The organism is Streptomyces sp. NPDC085524, from assembly GCF_044541755.1.
Lineage (GTDB): Bacteria > Actinomycetota > Actinomycetes > Streptomycetales > Streptomycetaceae > Streptomyces.
Window position 1 is genome coordinate 124,610 of the sequence record NZ_JBITTH010000019.1, and the last position, 15,379, is coordinate 139,988.

General features: G+C 72.3%; 14 protein-coding genes and 1 tRNA gene. 5 read left to right on the plus strand and 10 right to left on the minus strand.

Annotation, left to right across the window (positions count from 1 at the left end):
* Positions 1-117: 117 nt before the first annotated feature.
* The 6 genes from pth to ACIGFK_RS27360 form a co-directional block, all read right to left on the minus strand.
* Entirely contained in the window at positions 118-711 is a 594-nt protein-coding gene (gene pth, locus ACIGFK_RS27335) for an aminoacyl-tRNA hydrolase (protein ID WP_376659819.1), read from the minus strand.
* Positions 712-813: 102 nt separating this feature from the next.
* The gene (locus tag ACIGFK_RS27340) at positions 814-1,395 is read right to left on the minus strand and encodes a 50S ribosomal protein L25/general stress protein Ctc (protein ID WP_376659818.1); all 582 of its coding nucleotides are present in this window, start codon (positions 1,393-1,395) and stop codon (positions 814-816) included.
* A 176-nt stretch (positions 1,396-1,571) separates the two neighbouring features.
* A complete protein-coding gene (locus ACIGFK_RS27345) occupies positions 1,572-2,549 on the minus strand; it encodes a ribose-phosphate diphosphokinase (RefSeq protein WP_376659817.1) in 978 nt (325 codons plus the stop codon).
* A 133-nt stretch (positions 2,550-2,682) separates the two neighbouring features.
* Complete coding sequence (gene glmU, locus ACIGFK_RS27350; protein ID WP_376659816.1) at positions 2,683-4,131, minus strand: bifunctional UDP-N-acetylglucosamine diphosphorylase/glucosamine-1-phosphate N-acetyltransferase GlmU; 1,449 nt, start codon at positions 4,129-4,131, stop codon at positions 2,683-2,685.
* A gap of 124 nt (positions 4,132-4,255) precedes the next feature.
* A tRNA-Gln gene (locus ACIGFK_RS27355) sits at positions 4,256-4,326 on the minus strand.
* 11 nt (positions 4,327-4,337) lie between these two features.
* Positions 4,338-5,243: a hypothetical protein gene (locus tag ACIGFK_RS27360; protein WP_400053935.1), complete on the minus strand. Its 906-nt coding sequence runs from the start codon at positions 5,241-5,243 to the stop codon at positions 4,338-4,340.
* 131 nt (positions 5,244-5,374) lie between these two features.
* Here ACIGFK_RS27360 and ACIGFK_RS27365 point away from each other — a divergent pair, with 131 nt between their 5' ends.
* Positions 5,375-6,661, plus strand: coding sequence for a sensor histidine kinase (locus ACIGFK_RS27365; protein ID WP_386465082.1), 1,287 nt, complete (start codon positions 5,375-5,377; stop codon positions 6,659-6,661).
* A 97-nt stretch (positions 6,662-6,758) separates the two neighbouring features.
* Here the strand turns inward: ACIGFK_RS27365 and ACIGFK_RS27370 are convergent, their stop codons facing one another.
* Positions 6,759-7,268, minus strand: a complete 510-nt coding sequence (locus ACIGFK_RS27370) for an SUKH-3 domain-containing protein (protein WP_376659813.1) — start codon at positions 7,266-7,268, stop codon at positions 6,759-6,761.
* A gap of 2 nt (positions 7,269-7,270) precedes the next feature.
* Complete coding sequence (locus ACIGFK_RS27375; protein ID WP_400053937.1) at positions 7,271-7,861, minus strand: YwqJ-related putative deaminase; 591 nt, start codon at positions 7,859-7,861, stop codon at positions 7,271-7,273.
* 229 nt (positions 7,862-8,090) lie between these two features.
* On the opposite strand from ACIGFK_RS27375, the gene ACIGFK_RS27380 reads away from it, so the two are divergent.
* The 3 genes from ACIGFK_RS27380 (at position 8,091) to ACIGFK_RS27390 (ending at position 12,852) form a co-directional block, all read left to right on the plus strand.
* Positions 8,091-9,086, plus strand: a complete 996-nt coding sequence (locus ACIGFK_RS27380; protein ID WP_376659811.1) for an SMI1/KNR4 family protein — start codon at positions 8,091-8,093, stop codon at positions 9,084-9,086.
* Between the two features lie 7 nt (positions 9,087-9,093).
* Positions 9,094-11,838, plus strand: a complete 2,745-nt coding sequence (locus ACIGFK_RS27385) for an SUKH-4 family immunity protein (RefSeq protein WP_386465087.1) — start codon at positions 9,094-9,096, stop codon at positions 11,836-11,838.
* A 126-nt stretch (positions 11,839-11,964) separates the two neighbouring features.
* On the plus strand, positions 11,965-12,852 hold the full coding sequence (locus tag ACIGFK_RS27390; RefSeq protein WP_376659809.1) for a cellulose-binding protein: 888 nt from the start codon (positions 11,965-11,967) through the stop codon (positions 12,850-12,852).
* Between the two features lie 192 nt (positions 12,853-13,044).
* Here ACIGFK_RS27390 and ACIGFK_RS27395 read toward each other — a convergent pair whose 3' ends face one another.
* Positions 13,045-13,905, minus strand: coding sequence for an alpha/beta fold hydrolase (locus tag ACIGFK_RS27395; protein WP_400053940.1), 861 nt, complete (start codon positions 13,903-13,905; stop codon positions 13,045-13,047).
* 81 nt (positions 13,906-13,986) lie between these two features.
* On the opposite strand from ACIGFK_RS27395, the gene ACIGFK_RS27400 reads away from it, so the two are divergent.
* Positions 13,987-14,541: a CGNR zinc finger domain-containing protein gene (locus ACIGFK_RS27400; RefSeq protein ID WP_376659807.1), complete on the plus strand. Its 555-nt coding sequence runs from the start codon at positions 13,987-13,989 to the stop codon at positions 14,539-14,541.
* Here ACIGFK_RS27400 and ACIGFK_RS27405 read toward each other — a convergent pair.
* The gene (locus ACIGFK_RS27405; protein ID WP_376659806.1) at positions 14,538-15,353 is read right to left on the minus strand and encodes a hypothetical protein; all 816 of its coding nucleotides are present in this window, start codon (positions 15,351-15,353) and stop codon (positions 14,538-14,540) included. The genes ACIGFK_RS27400 and ACIGFK_RS27405 overlap by 4 nt on opposite strands.
* Positions 15,354-15,379 lie beyond the last annotated feature (26 nt).

The following is a 15,379-nucleotide window of genomic DNA, read 5'->3' on the forward strand; positions in this document are numbered from 1 at the left end:
GACGCCGCCCCACAGCGGTCAAGAGGTACGCACGAGTATTCGTGTGCTCTTGGGGGTCCGTGTGCCCTATGCCCGGAATGGCGCGGTCGGTCCACTCCGCCGACCGACCCGCACCCCCTAGGAGTTGTACGCCGACTGGGCCCGCTCCAGACCCTCCGTGATCAGGCACTCCACCGAATCGGCCGCCCGGTCCACGAACCAGTCCAGCTCCTTGCGCTCCGTCGAGGAGAAGTCCTTCAACACGAAGTCCGCGACCTGCATCCGGCCCGGCGGCCGCCCGATCCCGCAGCGCACCCGGTGGTAGTCCGCACCCATCGACTTCGTCATCGACTTCAGACCGTTGTGGCCGTTGTCCCCGCCGCCCAGCTTCAGACGCAGCGTCGGATAGTCGATGTCCAGCTCGTCATGGATCGCGACGACCCGCTCCAGCGGCACCTTGTAGAAGTCGCGCAGGGCCGTCACCGGACCCCCCGACAGGTTCATGAAGGACATCGGCTTCGCCAGCACCACCCGGCGGTTCGCCGGCCCCGGAGGCCCGATCCGGCCCTCCACCACCTGGGCACGGGCCTTGTGCGCCTTGAACTTGCCGCCGATCCGCTCGGCCAGCAGGTCCGCGACCATGAAACCGATGTTGTGCCGGTTCCCCGCGTACTCGCCACCCGGGTTCCCCAGGCCCACGACCAGCCAGGGAGTCGCCGCGTCGTCCGACATCAATAGCTCCTTACCGCCTTGGAAAACGAAGACGACCGCCGTCCCGCTCCAGTGGAGCCGGACGGCGGTCGGTCAGCAACTGCTGAGGGGTGAGGGCGAGACTCAGGCCTCGGTGCCCTCGGCCTCGGCGGCCGGCTCCTCGGCCTGCGGGGCGACGACCTGCAGGACGGCGATGTCGCCGTCGACGGCCAGGGTGGTGCCCGCCGGGAGGACCAGGTCCTTGGCGTGGATGGTGGCGCCGGCCTCCAGGCCCTCGATCGAGACGGTGACCTCGGTCGGGATGTGGGTGGCCTCGGCCTCGACGGAGACGGTGTTCTGGAGGGTCTCCAGCATGTTGCCGCCCGCGGCCAGCTCGCCCTCGGTGACGATCGCGACGTCGACGGTGACCTTCTCGCCCTTCTTGACGATCAGGAAGTCGACGTGGGAGATCGAGCGCTTCAGCGGGTGCTTCTGAACGGCCTTCGGGATGACCAGCTCGGTGCCGTCGCCCGCGATGTCCAGGGAGATCAGGACGTTCGGGGTACGCAGCGCCAGCGCCAGGCCGTGGGCCTCGACGTTGACGTGCTTCGGGTCGTTGCCGTGACCGTAGATGACGCCGGGGATCAGGGCGTCGCGACGGGCCTGGCGGGCAGAGCCCTTGCCGAAGGTGTCGCGCAGGGTGGCGGAAAGCTTGACCTCGGACATGCTCACTCCTCGTGGGGTGACGGAAAAAAGGACGAAGTCACCCGGCCGGAACGGCCTGCTACGAAGAGCGCGTCGATAACGGAGTGCCCGCACACGAAAGTGCGGCCTCCCTCGCCGAGCAACTTCATGAGTCTACCCGGCGGGAAGGCCGCACTTCAAAAGGATCTTCTAGAGGCTCAGTGGTCCTCTTCGAACAGGCTGGTGACCGAACCGTCCTCGAAGACCTCGCGCACCGCACGCGCGATCATCGGGGCGATCGACAGCACCGTGATCTTGTCGAGCTCCAGGTCGGACGGGTCCGGCAGCGTGTTCGTGAACACGAACTCGCTGACCTTGGAGTTCTTCAGACGGTCCGCAGCCGGACCCGACAGGATGCCGTGCGTCGCCGTCACGATCACGTCCTCCGCACCGTGCGCGAACAGCGCATCGGCAGCGGCGCAGATCGTGCCACCCGTGTCGATCATGTCGTCGACCAGGACGCAGACGCGGCCCTTGACCTCACCGACGACCTCGTGGACCGTCACCTGGTTGGCGACGTCCTTGTCGCGGCGCTTGTGCACGATCGCCAGCGGCGCGTCCAGGCGGTCGCACCAGCGGTCGGCGACGCGCACGCGGCCGGCGTCAGGGGAGACGATCGTCAGCTTCGAGCGGTCCACCTTCGCGCCCACGTAGTCCGCGAGGACGTTCAGGGCCGAAAGGTGGTCCACCGGGCCGTCGAAGAAGCCCTGGATCTGGTCCGTGTGCAGGTCGACCGTCAGGATGCGGTCCGCACCCGCGGTCTTCAGCAGATCGGCGACCAGGCGGGCCGAGATCGGCTCGCGGCCCTTGTGCTTCTTGTCCTGACGGGCGTACCCGTAGGACGGGACGATCACGGTGATGGAGCGGGCCGACGCGCGCTTCAGCGCGTCGATCATGATCAGCTGCTCCATGATCCACTTGTTGATCGGAGCCGTGTGGCTCTGGATCAGGAAGCAGTCCGCGCCGCGCGCCGACTCCTGGAAACGGACGTAGATCTCGCCGTTCGCGAAGTCGAAAGCCTTGGTCGGCACGAGGCCGACACCGAGCTGGTGCGCGACCTCCTCGGCCAGCTCGGGGTGGGCGCGGCCGGAGAAGAGCATCAGCTTCTTCTCGCCGGTCGTCTTGATCCCGGTCACAGCACTGTCTCCTCAGACGTGTTGAAAGCTGCTCGCCCCCATGTGCGTCCGTCCCGCACACGGTGAGCCAGCCGAATTGGGGCACCTATCACGGTACGCCGTCCTGAACGTACCCGTTTCCGGTCAGTTCACCTCAACGGGCGTCGGAGTCCACCTGGACCGCCGATTGAGCCGCCGTCGCCGCGGCGCTTCCCGGACGCTTGCGAGCCACCCAGCCCTCGATATTCCGTTGCTGGCCCCGGGCCACGGCCAGGGCGCCGGGCGGCACGTCCTTCGTGATCACGGACCCGGCAGCCGTGTAGGCACCGTCCCCGATGGTGACGGGTGCCACAAACATGTTGTCCGAACCCGTCTTACAGTGCGAGCCGACGGTGGTGTGGTGCTTGTGCTCACCGTCGTAGTTCACGAAGACGCTCGCGGCGCCGATGTTGCTGTACTCGCCGATCGTCGCGTCCCCGACGTAGGAGAGGTGCGGCACCTTGGTGCCCTCGCCGATCGTCGCGTTCTTCATCTCCACGTACGTACCGGCCTTGGCCTTCGCACCGAGGTTCGTGCCGGGGCGCAGGTACGCGAACGGGCCGACCGTGGCCTGCGCGCCGATGACCGCGCCGTCGGCCACCGTGTTGTCCACGCGGGCGCCCGCACCCACCTGGGTGTCCTTGAGCCGGCTGTTCGGGCCGACCTCGGCGCCCTCGCCGATGTGCGTGGCGCCGAGCAGCTGGGTGCCGGGGTGCACGATCGCGTCCTGGCCGAAAGTCACCGTCACGTCGATGAAGGTGCCCGCGGGGTCGACGACCGTCACGCCCGCGAGCATCGCCTGCTCCAGCAGGCGAGCGTTGAGGAGCGCCCGGGCCTCGGCGAGCTGCACGCGGTTGTTGATCCCGAGGATCTGGCGGTGGTCGGCGCCGACCGCCGCGCCGACGCGGTGGCCGGCCTCGCGCAGGATGCCGAGGACGTCGGTGAGGTACTCCTCGCCCTGGCTGTTGTCCGTGCGGACCTTGCCGAGGGCGTCGGCGAGCAGGGCCCCGTCGAAGGCGAAGACCCCGGAGTTGATCTCCCGGATGGCGCGCTGGGCGTCGGTGGCGTCCTTGTGCTCGACGATCGCCTTCACGGCGCCGCTCTCCGAGTCCCGGACGATGCGGCCGTAGCCGGTGGAGTCCGGCACCTCGGCGGTGAGCACGGTGACGGCGTTGCCGTCGGCGGTGTGGGTGGCGGCGAGCTGGCGCAGGGTCTCGCCGGTGAGGAGCGGGGTGTCGCCGCAGACGACGATCACGGTGCCGTCCGGCGCGCCGCCGAGCTCTTCGAGGGCCATGCGGACGGCGTGCCCGGTGCCGTTCTGCTCGTACTGGACGGCGGTGCGGACGTCGGCGTCGATGCCGGCGAGGTGCGCGGTGACCTGCTCGCGGGCGTGCCCGACGACCACGACGAGGTGCTCGGGGTCCAGCTCACGGGAGGCGGCGACGACGTGACCGACGAGCGAGCGCCCGCAGATCTCGTGCAGAACCTTCGGAGTCGCCGACTTCATGCGGGTGCCTTCACCCGCTGCGAGTACGACGACGGCTGCCGGGCGGTTGGCGCTCACGGGTGTGCCCTTCGGCTTTCGGGAGTGGACCCGTGAAGGATACCGGGGCGTTAAGGGCCGGAAACGAGGGCGGGTCCTGACCTTGGAGGTCAGGACCCGAACCTGAGCATCAGTGCTCTGTGAGCTCCCGGAGAAGGATTCGAACCCTCATTCAATGGACCAAAACCATTTGTCCTGCCTTTAGACGATCCGGGATGGTTCGCCCTCTATGTCCGATTCCGTTGATCAGGTTCGGACGTAGCCCCTACTATGCCGCACCACCAGCCTTCGATGCGACGGTACAGACCGGCGCTTTGGAGGACGCGAATGGCAAGGCAACCGTAGTGGTCCTCGCCGGTGTTCTTGCGGATGGTCTTGGGGTTGTGTCGCTTGATGGCTGTCTTGAGGAATTGCGAGGCGTCCGCACCGGCGAAGTCCATCCAGAACTGCTCCGCCCCTGCGATGTCGGCCGTCTCGTGGATCATGACGGAGTACCGCACCTGCTCGTCCTCCACGCCGAGCAGGCGCAGCCAGGCGAGGTAGACGCGGACCATGTCCGGGTCGCTGTTCACGAAGATCACGCGTTCGCGGCGGTCGTACGCCTTGTCCTTGGTCCCCTCGGCCCAGTAGAGGCCGACGCCCAGGACGAACAGTTCTCGGTCCGAGAGGGTCTCGATCTCGGCGGCCGCCTCCTGTTTGGCTCGGCGCCTTTCCTCGTCGCGCGTCTCGAGGGTGCGCTCCCACCCTCGCTTGGCCATGGCCGACCTCTCTTCGGCGGTGCGCGTGCGTTCCGGTTTCGGGAGGTCGCGGCCCCAGAGGGAGATCGAGCTCTTCGAGCAGCCCAGCTCGACCTGGATCTGGTCGTACGTGAGGCCCTGGAGGCGGAGGTCCCGGGCCTTCGCGCGGAGGTCGTCCTTGGCGTTCGGCCGCTCGGTCCACTCGGGGGCCGGCTCGCCGTCCAGGAGGCGGTTCAGGATTTCGTTGTTGTGGACGTGCAGGCGGTCGCGGATCTGGCGGCGGCTGAGGCCCTCGCGGCGCAGGGACACCGCCTGCTCGCGGAGGGATTCGAAGGTCGTGGTGCCGTGGCGGAGTCCGCCGGTGCCGTCGCCGGGGCGACGTCGGATTTCGGTCATGGGTTCAATGTCGTCCGGAATTCGGGATTCGGGTCTCGGATTCCGGGCTATTCAGTCGTATGTGCGATTACCCGGGGTTTGCCGGAATTCCGGTCGACCGTGTGCTGGGGCCCCTGCGTACGCTGGTCGGCATGACCAGTACGGGGGATGTGGAAGGCCGCGCCGGGCCGCCTGTGTGGTGGTGGGGGCGGCGGCGGGATGTCGTGGTGGACGTGGCCCTCGGTGTCGCGTCCGCCGTCGAGTGCGGGTGGGAGGGCGTGTCCTTCGCCCACGAGGCGGGGGTGCCGACCGCGGTCGGGGTGCTGTTCGGGCTGGTGGTGGGGGCCACCCTCGTGGTGCGGCGGCGGTGGCCGGTCGCCGTGGTGCTGGTGGGGATCGGTGTGACCCCGGCCGTGATGGGGTTCATGCTCGGGGTGGTGGGCCTGTACACGGTGGCCTCCTCCGAGGTGCCCCGCCGGATCACCGCCACGCTGACCTCGATGGCGCTGGTTGCGACCTTCGCCGTGATGTACCTGCGGACCAGCGGGGACACGGAGGCCGGCCGTACGTTCGTGCTCATGCTGTCCGTCTTCGTGGCGGTGGCGCTGACCGTGCCGCCGGTGCTGCTCGGGCTGTACATCGGGGCCCGGCGGCGCCTGATGGAGAGCCTCCAGGAGCGGGCGGACTCGCTGGAGCGGGAGCTGTCGCTGCTGGCGGACCGGGCGGAGGAGCGGGCCGAGTGGGCCCGTACGGAGGAGCGGACCCGGATCGCGCGGGAGATGCACGACGTGGTCGCGCACCGGGTGTCGCTGATGGTGGTGCACGCGGCGGCGCTGGAGGCGGTGGCCGCGAAGGATCCGGTGCGGGCGGCGAAGAACGCGGCGCTGGTGGGTGACATGGGGCGGCAGGCGCTGACGGAGCTTCGGGAGATGCTCGGGGTCTTGCGGCGGGAGGAGCCGGTCAGGGCCGTCCCGGTGGCTGCTGCCGTCTCCGTGGCGCTGGTGGGGGGCTCGGGCTCGGGCTCGGGTTTCGAGGACGGGCCTTCGCTCGGTGAGCTGGAGGCGCTGGTCGGGCAGTCCCGGGTGGCGGGGATGGCCGTGGAGATGGTGGTGCACGGGGAGGCGGCGGCCGCGTATGCGGCGGAGGTGGAGCAGACGGCCTACCGGGTGGTGCAGGAGGCGCTGACCAACTGCCACAAGCACGCGCCGGGCGCGCGGGTCGTCGTACGGCTCGCGCACCGGGAGGGGGAGGTGGCGATGCAGGTGGAGAACGGGCCGTGTGACGGGAGCGCCGCCGAGCCGGGGCTTCCCAGTGGGGGGAACGGGCTGGTGGGGATGCGGGAGCGGGTGCTGGGGCTGGGCGGGGTGTTCGTGTCCGGGCCGACGGATGCGGGTGGGTTCAAGGTGTCGGCGGTGCTTCCCGTGGGGGCCGGGGGGTAGGGCCGCTTGGCGGGTTCGTGCGGCGCCGTTGCCGGGGGCGCTGCCCCCGGACCCCCGCGCCTCAATCCCCGGCGGGGCTGGTTTCGCCCCGGCGGGGTCAGCCCGTGGTGAGGCGGGTCGGCTGGAGGCCCGTCAGGAGGAGGGTGAGGGCTTCGTCCAGGTGGGAGCCGAGGTACCAGTCGCCCGTGTGGTCGATGCCGTAGACGCGGCCCTCGCGGTCGATGGCCAGGTGCGAGCTCCCGTCGGCCTCGGTGCCCAGGGGGCAGAGCTCCGTGGACAGGGCGCGGCCCAGGTCGGCGAAGGTGCGGGCCAGGTGGAGGCCGGTGGTGGGGTCGAGGCGGACGGTCACGGGGGCTATCTGGCGGCCGGGGCCGTGGGCGGTGACGGTGAGGCCGCCGAATTCGGCCCAGGCCTCGACGGCGGCGGGGAAGACGGTGTGCCGGTGGCCGGCGGGGGTGGTGTGGTCCCGGAGGGCGTCGGCCCAGTACTCGGCCTGCTTGATGTCCCAGCGGCCGGGCTCCCATCCGGCGGTGCGCAGGGCGGAGTCGACGGCGACGGGGAAGCGGGTGGCCGAGGAGCGGTCGTAGGAGGCTGAGGTGGTGGTCATGGCTACTCGGCGGGGGTGAGGTCGACGTGGCGTACGCCGAAGTGGGCGAGGAGGGCCTCGCAGGAGCGGCAGGGGGGTGCGTAGCTGCCGTGGAGGGGGTCGCCGTCCTCGCGGATGCGGCGTGCGGTGATCTTCGAGTGCTTCAGGGAGCGGCGGGCCTCGCTGGGGGAGAGGGGTTTGCGGGAGGCTCGCTTGGAGCGGGCGCCTTCGACGGTGGCGAGGTGGCGGGAGAGCAGGATCGCCTCGGGGCAGCGGCCGGTGAATCGTTCGCGCTGGCCGCTGGTGAGGGTGTCGAGGTAGTCCTGGACGAGGTGGTGGAGCGCGGGTGGCTGGTCGCCCTTGCCGGCGGTGCTGGTGAGGGTTTCGCCGCGGACGGAGAGTGCGGCGGCGATGGTGGGCAGGATGCCGTCGCGGCGGAAGCGCAGGACGGGCACGGCGGGGCGGCCGTTGGTGCTGCTCCAGCGCAGGCGGGGGTCGCCGGCGGGGCCTCCGGGTTCGGGGGCCGGTGGGGTGGCCGGGCCCGTGGCGGTTCCGGTTCCGGGTCCTGGTCCGGTCGAGTCGGCCCGGTCTGTACGTGTTGCCGTGTTGTGCATGCTCGCGCTTTCCCTCCCGTGGCCGCGGTTGTCGCCGCTGTGCGCACGCCCCCGTGCTGCGGGGACAGCCTGCCAAATGTCATCTGTCATACGGAAGCGGGGTCGAATATTCGTATCAATTCGGATGTTCCTGGCCCTCGGGTGGGTGCGCCGGTTGCGGGCGAGTGACGCTCTTGCCCCAGCGCATAGGCTGTGGTGAACCAGCCAGATCCAGCAGGGGGCTACCGCCATGACGACAGGTCGGCTCGGGCAGCATGCCGCGCCACCCAACGCCGCTTACTCGGGGCAGGTCGTGCATTTCCCGGACCCGGTCCGGGCTGCTCGGCATCCCCACGGAGTGCGGATGGGCGGCGCCGGGCATCCGGACTTCTCCGCGTACGCGCGCGCGGCGGTGGAGATCGCCGAACCGCCGGAGGGCTTCGGTGTGGACGAGCTGCGCCTGACGGACTACGTGTCCGCGAACGCCGCGATGAAGGCGACGGGGCACGAGCTGTGGGACACGGTCGGCCCGGTGGCGACCCCGCACGGCTGGACCTGGCACCACGTGGCGGGTTCGCGGCGCATGGAGCTGGTCCCCGTCGAGGTGAAGGCGCTGCTGCGGCACCATGCCGGTCTGGCGACGGCTCCGGTGGACCACGAGAAGCGTGGGACGCGGCCGTTGCAGGAGGTGCGTCCGGTGCACATGGGGCTGCCGAAGTCGGTGGTCTCGGTGTCCGAGTCGCAGGTGCAGGGTGTCGAGGAGGACCTCGGGTACCGGCTGCCGGAGGCGTACCGGTCGTTCCTCAAGGCTGCGGGCGGCTGCGCTCCGGTGGGTGCGGGGCTGGACGTGGACCTCGGGCTGCTGGTGGACCAGCCGTTCTTCACGGTGCGTGAGGAGGCGGCGGTCAACGACCTCGTCTACGTCAACAAGTGCCTGCGCGACCACCTGACGAAGGACTACCTGTGCGTGGCCTTCGCGCAGGGCGGGCTGCTCGCGCTGAAGGTCAAGGGCGAGTCGATCGGGTCGGTGTGGTTCTCCCCGTACGACGACGCGCGCGACCGGGACGGATGGTCCGTCCAGGAGCGCGTGGAGCGGCTGTTGCTGCCGTGCGGCGCTGATTTCGATGCCTTCCTGGAGCGTTTGGCGGGCAATCCGCCGGAACTGGAAACGGTGGCCGGTCTGATGGTGGACGGCGGATTCGCACGCTCGGTTCCCGTGGCGGGCCCGGCGCGGGTGGAGGGGTGAGCGCGCGATGGTGACGTTTGCGCAGGCGCAGGAGCGCGCCGAGGAGTGGATCAACGGGGACGTGCCCGGGTACCAGCACCGTGAGGTGCGGGTAAGGGAGTTCGGGCTCGGGTTCGTGGTGTGGGCTGAGGACCGTGCGGCCGGTCCGGTGTCCGGTGGTGGGCGGCAGCGGCTGGTCATCGCGCGGGACAGCGGTGAGGTGACGCTGTGGCCGGGGCTGCCGGTGGGTGAGGTGATCCGCCGGTACGAGGAGGAGTACGGGGCGGCTGCGGCCGCGTCGGCTTCGGAGGCTTCGGTTCCGCCGCCGCGGATCGATTCGGAGCAGACCTCGTTCATCCTGAGCCCGCCGGAGTGGTTGCAGGAGGCGGCGGACCGGGCGGGGATTCCGCCGGCGGTGACGCCTCCGGCTGGGGTCGGCGGTTCGGGCGCCGGTGGGTCGGCCGGTGCCGGTGCGTCTGGTGGTGTCGGTGTGGCTGAACGGGCTCCGGAGCCCGTTGCTGCGGCGTCCGTCGAGCCCGTCGATGCGGCTCCGGCGCGGGTCGTGGAGCCCGTGGATGCGGTGCCGCTGCGGCGCGGGGGCGAGATCCCGTACGAGCCGACCGCCAACGACGGGGTGCCGGCCGGGTCCACGCCGTGGGCCGGGACCGATGTGAACTCGGGCTCGGACGACGCGTCCGTGCCGCTGCCGGCGACCGTGTTCGCGCCGCCGCTGTCCGGGTCGGACCTGGACGACGCGCCGTCCTCCGGGGTGGCCCCCGAGGCGAAGACCACGCTGATTCCGGGGGGCAGCCGGCTGCCGAAGACCCGGGTCGTGCCGGCGCTCGGGTCGGAGGCGGCGGACATCGCCGACGCGCCGACGAGCAGGGCCCGGATCTCCCGCCCGGGCGACTCGGGCGGGGGCGCCGACGGCGTTGCCGGACCGGGTGCGGGTGTGCCGGCGGCGGGTGTGCCGGGTACGCCGGGAGCGGGTGTGCCGACGCCTCCGCCTCCGCCCGGGGTGCCGGGTGCAGCGTCGTCGGAGGGAGCGCAGGGAGGACAGGGAGTGCAGGGAGTGCAGGGTGTGCCGGCGGCGCCGGGATCGCCGGGAGTGCCGGCTTCGGGGGCTCCGGGCGTGCCGCAGCCGCCCGGTCCGCCCGGGGCTCCGGGGGGCGGGTCGCTCGGCGGCGGGTTCGACCATGCCGCGACGATGCTGGCGGGTCCGGCCGTGACGGGTCAGCCGCCGGCGCCTCCCGGTCCGCCCGGGGCGCCGCGCGGTGGTGTGCCGCAGCCTCCCGGTCCGCCGGGTGTGCCCGGTGGCGGGTCGCTCGGTGGTGGGCTGGACCATGCCGCGACGATGCTGGCGGGTCCGGCGGTCACGGGTCAGCCGCCCGCGCCTCCCGGTCCTCCGGGGGCTCCCGGTGGTGCTGCGCCGCAGCCTCCCGGTCCGCCCGGTGTGCCCGGTGGCGGGTCGCTCGGCGGTGGGCTCGACCATGCCGCGACGATGCTGGCGGGTCCGGCCGTGACGGGTCAGCCGCCCGCGCCTCCCGGTCCGCCCGGGGCGCCGCGCGGTGGTGTGCCGCAGCCTCCCGGTCCGCCGGGGGTTCCGGGTGGCGGGTCGCTCGGTGGTGGGCTGGACCATGCCGCGACGATGCTGGCGGGTCCGGCGGTCACGGGTCAGCCGCCGGCGCCTCCCGGCCCGCCTCCGGGTGGTCCCGTGGCGGCGCATCCGGCGCCCCAGGCTCCCCAGCCGCACCAAGCTCCGCAGGCGCCCCAGCCGCACCAGGCTCCCTCCGGTGTGCCCACGGTCGGGCCCGGCTACCAGGCCGTGCTCCGCTACCGTGCGCCCGACGGCTCCGAGCAGCAGCTCATCCGCCGCTCGGCGCCCGGTACCCCGCACCCGGAGTGGCAGATCCTGCACGAGCTGCGCGCCATGAACGTGCCGCCCCAGCAGGTGCTGGAGCTCCACACGGAGCTGGAGTCCTGTGAGCTGCCCGGCGGTTACTGCGCCCGGATGATCCGGGAGACGTGGCCGCAGGTGCGGATCACCAGCGTGGCCCCGTACGGCAAGGACCATGCGGGCCGTCAGCAGGGCATGCGGCATCTGCTCACCCATCAGGGCGAACTCCACCAGGTGGCGGACGGCCCGGCGCGTCCCGCGCCGGTGCGGGCGCCGCTGCCGCAGGTTCCGCTCCAGCCGGCGATCCCGCTGGACGCGATCGCGGCGGAGCTGGCGGGGGCGTTCGGTCCGCAGGGCGTGTTCCGCTTCGACCAGCGGGCCGTGTCCCGCCAGGGCGTGCCGGAGATCGTGGCGCAGACGCTGGTGTGGTCCGGCCTGCCGGTCGATTTCGGGCCGTTCTTCTGGGCGCAGGCGGTGCCGGGCCAGCCGGTGCCGACGCTGGCCGAGCTGGCGGCGCAGCGGCAGGTGCAGCCCGCGTCGGACGCGGGCTCGTACCTGGTGGTCGGCAGCGACTTCGGCAAGGCGCTGTGCGTGCAGTACGGGACCGCGCACATCGTGGCGGTGCCGGTGGAGGGCGGTCCGGGCGGTGCCCCGGTGCCGCCGCAGTTCGTGAACTCGAGCCTGCCGCAGTTCGTGCGGTCGCTGGCGATGCTGGGTCACATGTGGCGGCTGCGCCAGCATCTGACGCCGGAGCAGGCGGGCCGCTGGACGGTCGACTTCCAGGCGAACCTGGCGGGGCTCGACAGCGCGGCGCTGGCTTCGCCGGAGAGCTGGTGGTCGGTGCTGCTGGAGCAGATGTGGGACGGGCTGCTCTAGCGGAGGCCGGTTCGCAGTGAATGGCCGGGGCGGGCCCCTCGAAAGGGGCTTCGGCCCGGCCATTCGGGCTTCCGGGAGCAAATGGCGCATCCTTGACGGGAATCCCCGCGAGAGAGGCGCCCCCAGATGAGTGCACCCATTGCGATCGTGCGCGGCCGTGGCTACCGGGTGGAGGACGTGGACCGCTACCTCGCCCGGCTGTCCGGCAGCCGGGACGAGGCCTGGGAGCGGGTGGCGCGGCTGACCGTCCTGGCCAAGCAGATGGAGGCGGAGGCGGAGCGGCTGCGGGGTGCGGTGGCGGCGCTGGGGCCGCAGGCGCAGACGTACGACGAGCTGAGCGAGCGCGCCCGGCGGATCCTGCTGCTGGCCCAGGAGGAGGCGGAGACGCTGCGGATGGATGCGCGTGCGGACGCGTCGGCGACGCGGGGTGCGGCCGAGGCGCATGCGGACCGGGTGGCGGAGCTGGCGCGGCAGGACGCGGCGGCGGTGCGGGAGCAGACGGAGGTGCGGGCCCGTCAGGGGCTGCTGCGGGACCAGCGGGAGGCGGACGACGCGCGGGGTGCGGCGCGGGAGGACGCGGCGGCGTGGCGGGCGGAGGCGACTGCGGGGCTGGATGCGGTGCGGCGGAGGTCGGAGGCGCTGCTCGCGGAGCGGGAGCAGGAGCAGGTGGAGCGGTGGGACGCGGCGGAGCGGGAGCTGTCGGCGCGGGAGTCGGAGCTCGCTGCGCGGCATGCGGAGGCGGAGCGGCAGGCGGAGTCCCGGCTGGCGGAGGCGCGGCGGGGGTTCGCGGAGGCGGAGGAGGCGGCGCGGCACGGCCAGGAGGATGCGGAGGCGCTGGCCGCGGAGGTGCTGGCGGGGGCGCGGGTGGAGGAGGAGCGGGTGGGGCGGGAGACGGAGCGGGTCCTGCGGGAGCATGCGGAGGCGGAGGATGAGATGCGGGCCCATATGGACCACGTGCGGGCGAGTTTGGCGGCGCTGACGGGGCGGGCCCCTGCCGGTGGCTCCGCCGGGTGAGGCGGTTCTTCGGGCGGCGGGTGCGGCCGCGGGCCGTGCGCACGGGGCTCCGCCCCGGACCCCGCGCCTCAAACGCCGGCGGGGCTGGATTCGGCCGCTGCCGTCCGCCGTGCGCTGCGCGGGGCCTGTCCCCTACCGCCCTTCCACCGTTCCCCGGCTCGGCCGGGTCGTGGGGGCGGTCCCGCGCAGCGGTCAGGTGAGGAGGGTGGGGAGGAAGGCCGCGATGAGGGCGGCGATGGGCGCGAGGTGGGTTTCGAGGGCGAAGTGCCCGGCGCCGTCGAAGACGTGGACGGCGGCGTCCGGCGCGTCCCGGAGGTACGCCTTCGCGCCCGCGGGGGTGAAGAAGGGGTCGCCCGCGCCCCAGACGACCAGGACCGGCACGCCGGAGTTCCGCAGCCACGCCTGCCATTCCGGGTAGTGCCGGAGGTTGGACGCGTAGTCGAAGGCCAGGTCGGCCTGTGCGTCGGCGCGTCCCGGCAGGCCGAGGTAGTGGGCGTCGAGGGTCCAGTTGTCGGGGGAGATCAGGGAGGGGTCGGCGACGCCGGCTTCGTACTGGAAGCGGGTGCCCTCGAGGGTGAACAGGCCGCGGACCTGTTCCTCGTTGCCCGGGACGTCCCGGCGCAGGGCGGTGAACTCGCGGGCCATGTCGGAGAGGCCCTCGTCGTAGGCGTTGCCGTTCTGCACGATCAGGCCCGTGACCCGGTCGGGGCGGCGGGTGGCGAGGCGGAGGCCGACGGGGGCGCCGAAGTCGAAGACGTAGAGGGCGTAGCGGTCCAGGCCGAGTGCGTCGGTGAAGTTCTCGACGGTGTCGGCGAGCCGGTCGAAGGTGTAGGTGAAGCCGTCCGGGGCCTCGGTGCGGCCGAAGCCGGGGTAGTCGGGGGCGATCAGGCGCCAGGGGGTGTCGCCGAGGGCGTCCATCAGGCGGGCGAACTGGTGGGAGGCGGTGGGGAAGCCGTGCAGGAGCAGCAGGACGGGGGCGTCGGCGGGGCCGCTCTCGCGGTAGGCGACACGTACTCCGTCGACGTCGACGGTGCGGTGCTGGACTGCGCTCATCACATGCCTCCTGTGGACTTGGTTCCATTAGTCTTACCGACGATCATTAATGGGTCAAGAGCGGTTGGTAGCATTAGTGGGGTGACGACGTTTCCGCTCATCGGTGAGCCCCTCGCCCTGGACCTCCTCAACACCCGCACCGCCGTCGGCGATCTGGTCGCCGACCCGGCGGGTCTCGCGGCGTGGCTGGCCGAGCAGGAGGGGCGGCTGGCCCCGGTCGGGGAGGTCGGCGAGGCGGAGGTGGCCGCCGTGTGCGGCGTACGGGAGGCCGCGCGTGCGGTGATCGGGGCGGTGCGGGACGGGGAGCGGCCGCCGGCGGATGCGCTGGGCGTGCTGAACGGGGCCCTGGCCGCGGCGCCGGCCCACCGCGAGCTGGCCTGGGAGGCGGGGAGCGGCCTCGCGGCGGCCCCGCGCAGGGCGGCCGACCCGGCCCGGCGGCTGGCGGCGGAACTGGCCGATGCGGTCGCGGACCTGCTGACGGATCCCCGGGTGGGTTCGGTGCGCGCGTGCGAGGGGGAGGGGTGCGTGCTGCTCTTCCTGCCCGCGCACCCGCGCCGCCGCTGGTGCGTGGCGTCGGTCTGCGGCAACCGGGCGCGGGTGGCCCGCTATTACGCCCGGCACAAGGGTGAAGGCTAGGCCTCGATGAGGTAGGGGTCGCTGCGCAGGCCGCGGGCCGTGGTCACCACCAGGGTGAGCGGGGGTTTCGTCCCCTCGGGGAGGGTGGCCGTGAGGGTGCCCGTCGCGGGGTCGGAGGTGGCGGGGGTGACGGTGTCGTCGACCGTGAGGGTGGAGTCGGGGGTGAAGCCGCCGCCCTCGACGGTGAGGGCCGGGCCGGTGAGGGTGGCGCCGGTGATGACCGGGTTGGCGCGGACCGCCATCTTGTTGACCAGGTAGGCGCCGGCCGGGGCGCCCGTCAGGGCCCAGATCTCCTCGGGGAGGCGGGGGAGCCCGCCGTCGACGTCCGCGAGGAAGAACAGCACGACGTACGCCATCGTGACCGCGCTGAAGGCGACGTACTGGAGGTCGACCAGGTCGATGCGGCCGCTGTCGTTGGCGACGAGCTCCCGCAGGGGCCTGCGGCCGGAGGCGGTCGGCTTCGGGGCGGGTTTGGTCATGCTGCCGTTCTCCAGCCGCATGCCGACGACCGTCTTCGCGCCGATCAGGGCCACGTACGGGCCGCCGAGCAGGGGCAGGTAGACGGTCGTCAGGGTGGAGAGCGGGCCGTCGGCGCCCTGGAAGTACGCCACTCCGCCGCCCGCGGTGAGGCCGTGGGCGAGGATCGCGAGCAGCAGCCAGACGAGGATGACCGTCCAGGCCAGGGCCAGGACGGTCGAGGTGGAGAGGCGGCCGTCGCGGCCGGTGACGAAACCGGGGTGGTGGCGCAGGCGCAGGCCCACCGGAACGGTCGCTGCGGCGAGTAACGCCAGCGCGAAGAGTGCGGATGCCATGTCGTCCCCCCGGAAACGGTCCTGTT

Excerpts from the sequence above, each read along its gene's own strand:
- pth (WP_376659819.1), bottom strand. The coding sequence starts at position 711 with ATGTCGGACGACGCGGCGACTCCCTGGCTGGTCGTGGGCCTGGGGAAC.
- ACIGFK_RS27340 (WP_376659818.1), bottom strand. The coding sequence starts at position 1,395 with ATGTCCGAGGTCAAGCTTTCCGCCACCCTGCGCGACACCTTCGGCAAG.
- ACIGFK_RS27360 (WP_400053935.1), bottom strand. The coding sequence starts at position 5,243 with ATGACCGAAATCCGACGTCGCCCCGGCGACGGCACCGGCGGACTCCGC.
- ACIGFK_RS27365 (WP_386465082.1), top strand. The coding sequence starts at position 5,375 with ATGACCAGTACGGGGGATGTGGAAGGCCGCGCCGGGCCGCCTGTGTGG.
- ACIGFK_RS27370 (WP_376659813.1), bottom strand. The coding sequence starts at position 7,268 with ATGACCACCACCTCAGCCTCCTACGACCGCTCCTCGGCCACCCGCTTC.
- ACIGFK_RS27375 (WP_400053937.1), bottom strand. The coding sequence starts at position 7,861 with ATGCACAACACGGCAACACGTACAGACCGGGCCGACTCGACCGGACCA.
- ACIGFK_RS27380 (WP_376659811.1), top strand. The coding sequence starts at position 8,091 with ATGACGACAGGTCGGCTCGGGCAGCATGCCGCGCCACCCAACGCCGCT.
- ACIGFK_RS27385 (WP_386465087.1), top strand. The coding sequence starts at position 9,094 with ATGGTGACGTTTGCGCAGGCGCAGGAGCGCGCCGAGGAGTGGATCAAC.
- ACIGFK_RS27390 (WP_376659809.1), top strand. The coding sequence starts at position 11,965 with ATGAGTGCACCCATTGCGATCGTGCGCGGCCGTGGCTACCGGGTGGAG.
- ACIGFK_RS27395 (WP_400053940.1), bottom strand. The coding sequence starts at position 13,905 with ATGAGCGCAGTCCAGCACCGCACCGTCGACGTCGACGGAGTACGTGTC.
- ACIGFK_RS27405 (WP_376659806.1), bottom strand. The coding sequence starts at position 15,353 with ATGGCATCCGCACTCTTCGCGCTGGCGTTACTCGCCGCAGCGACCGTT.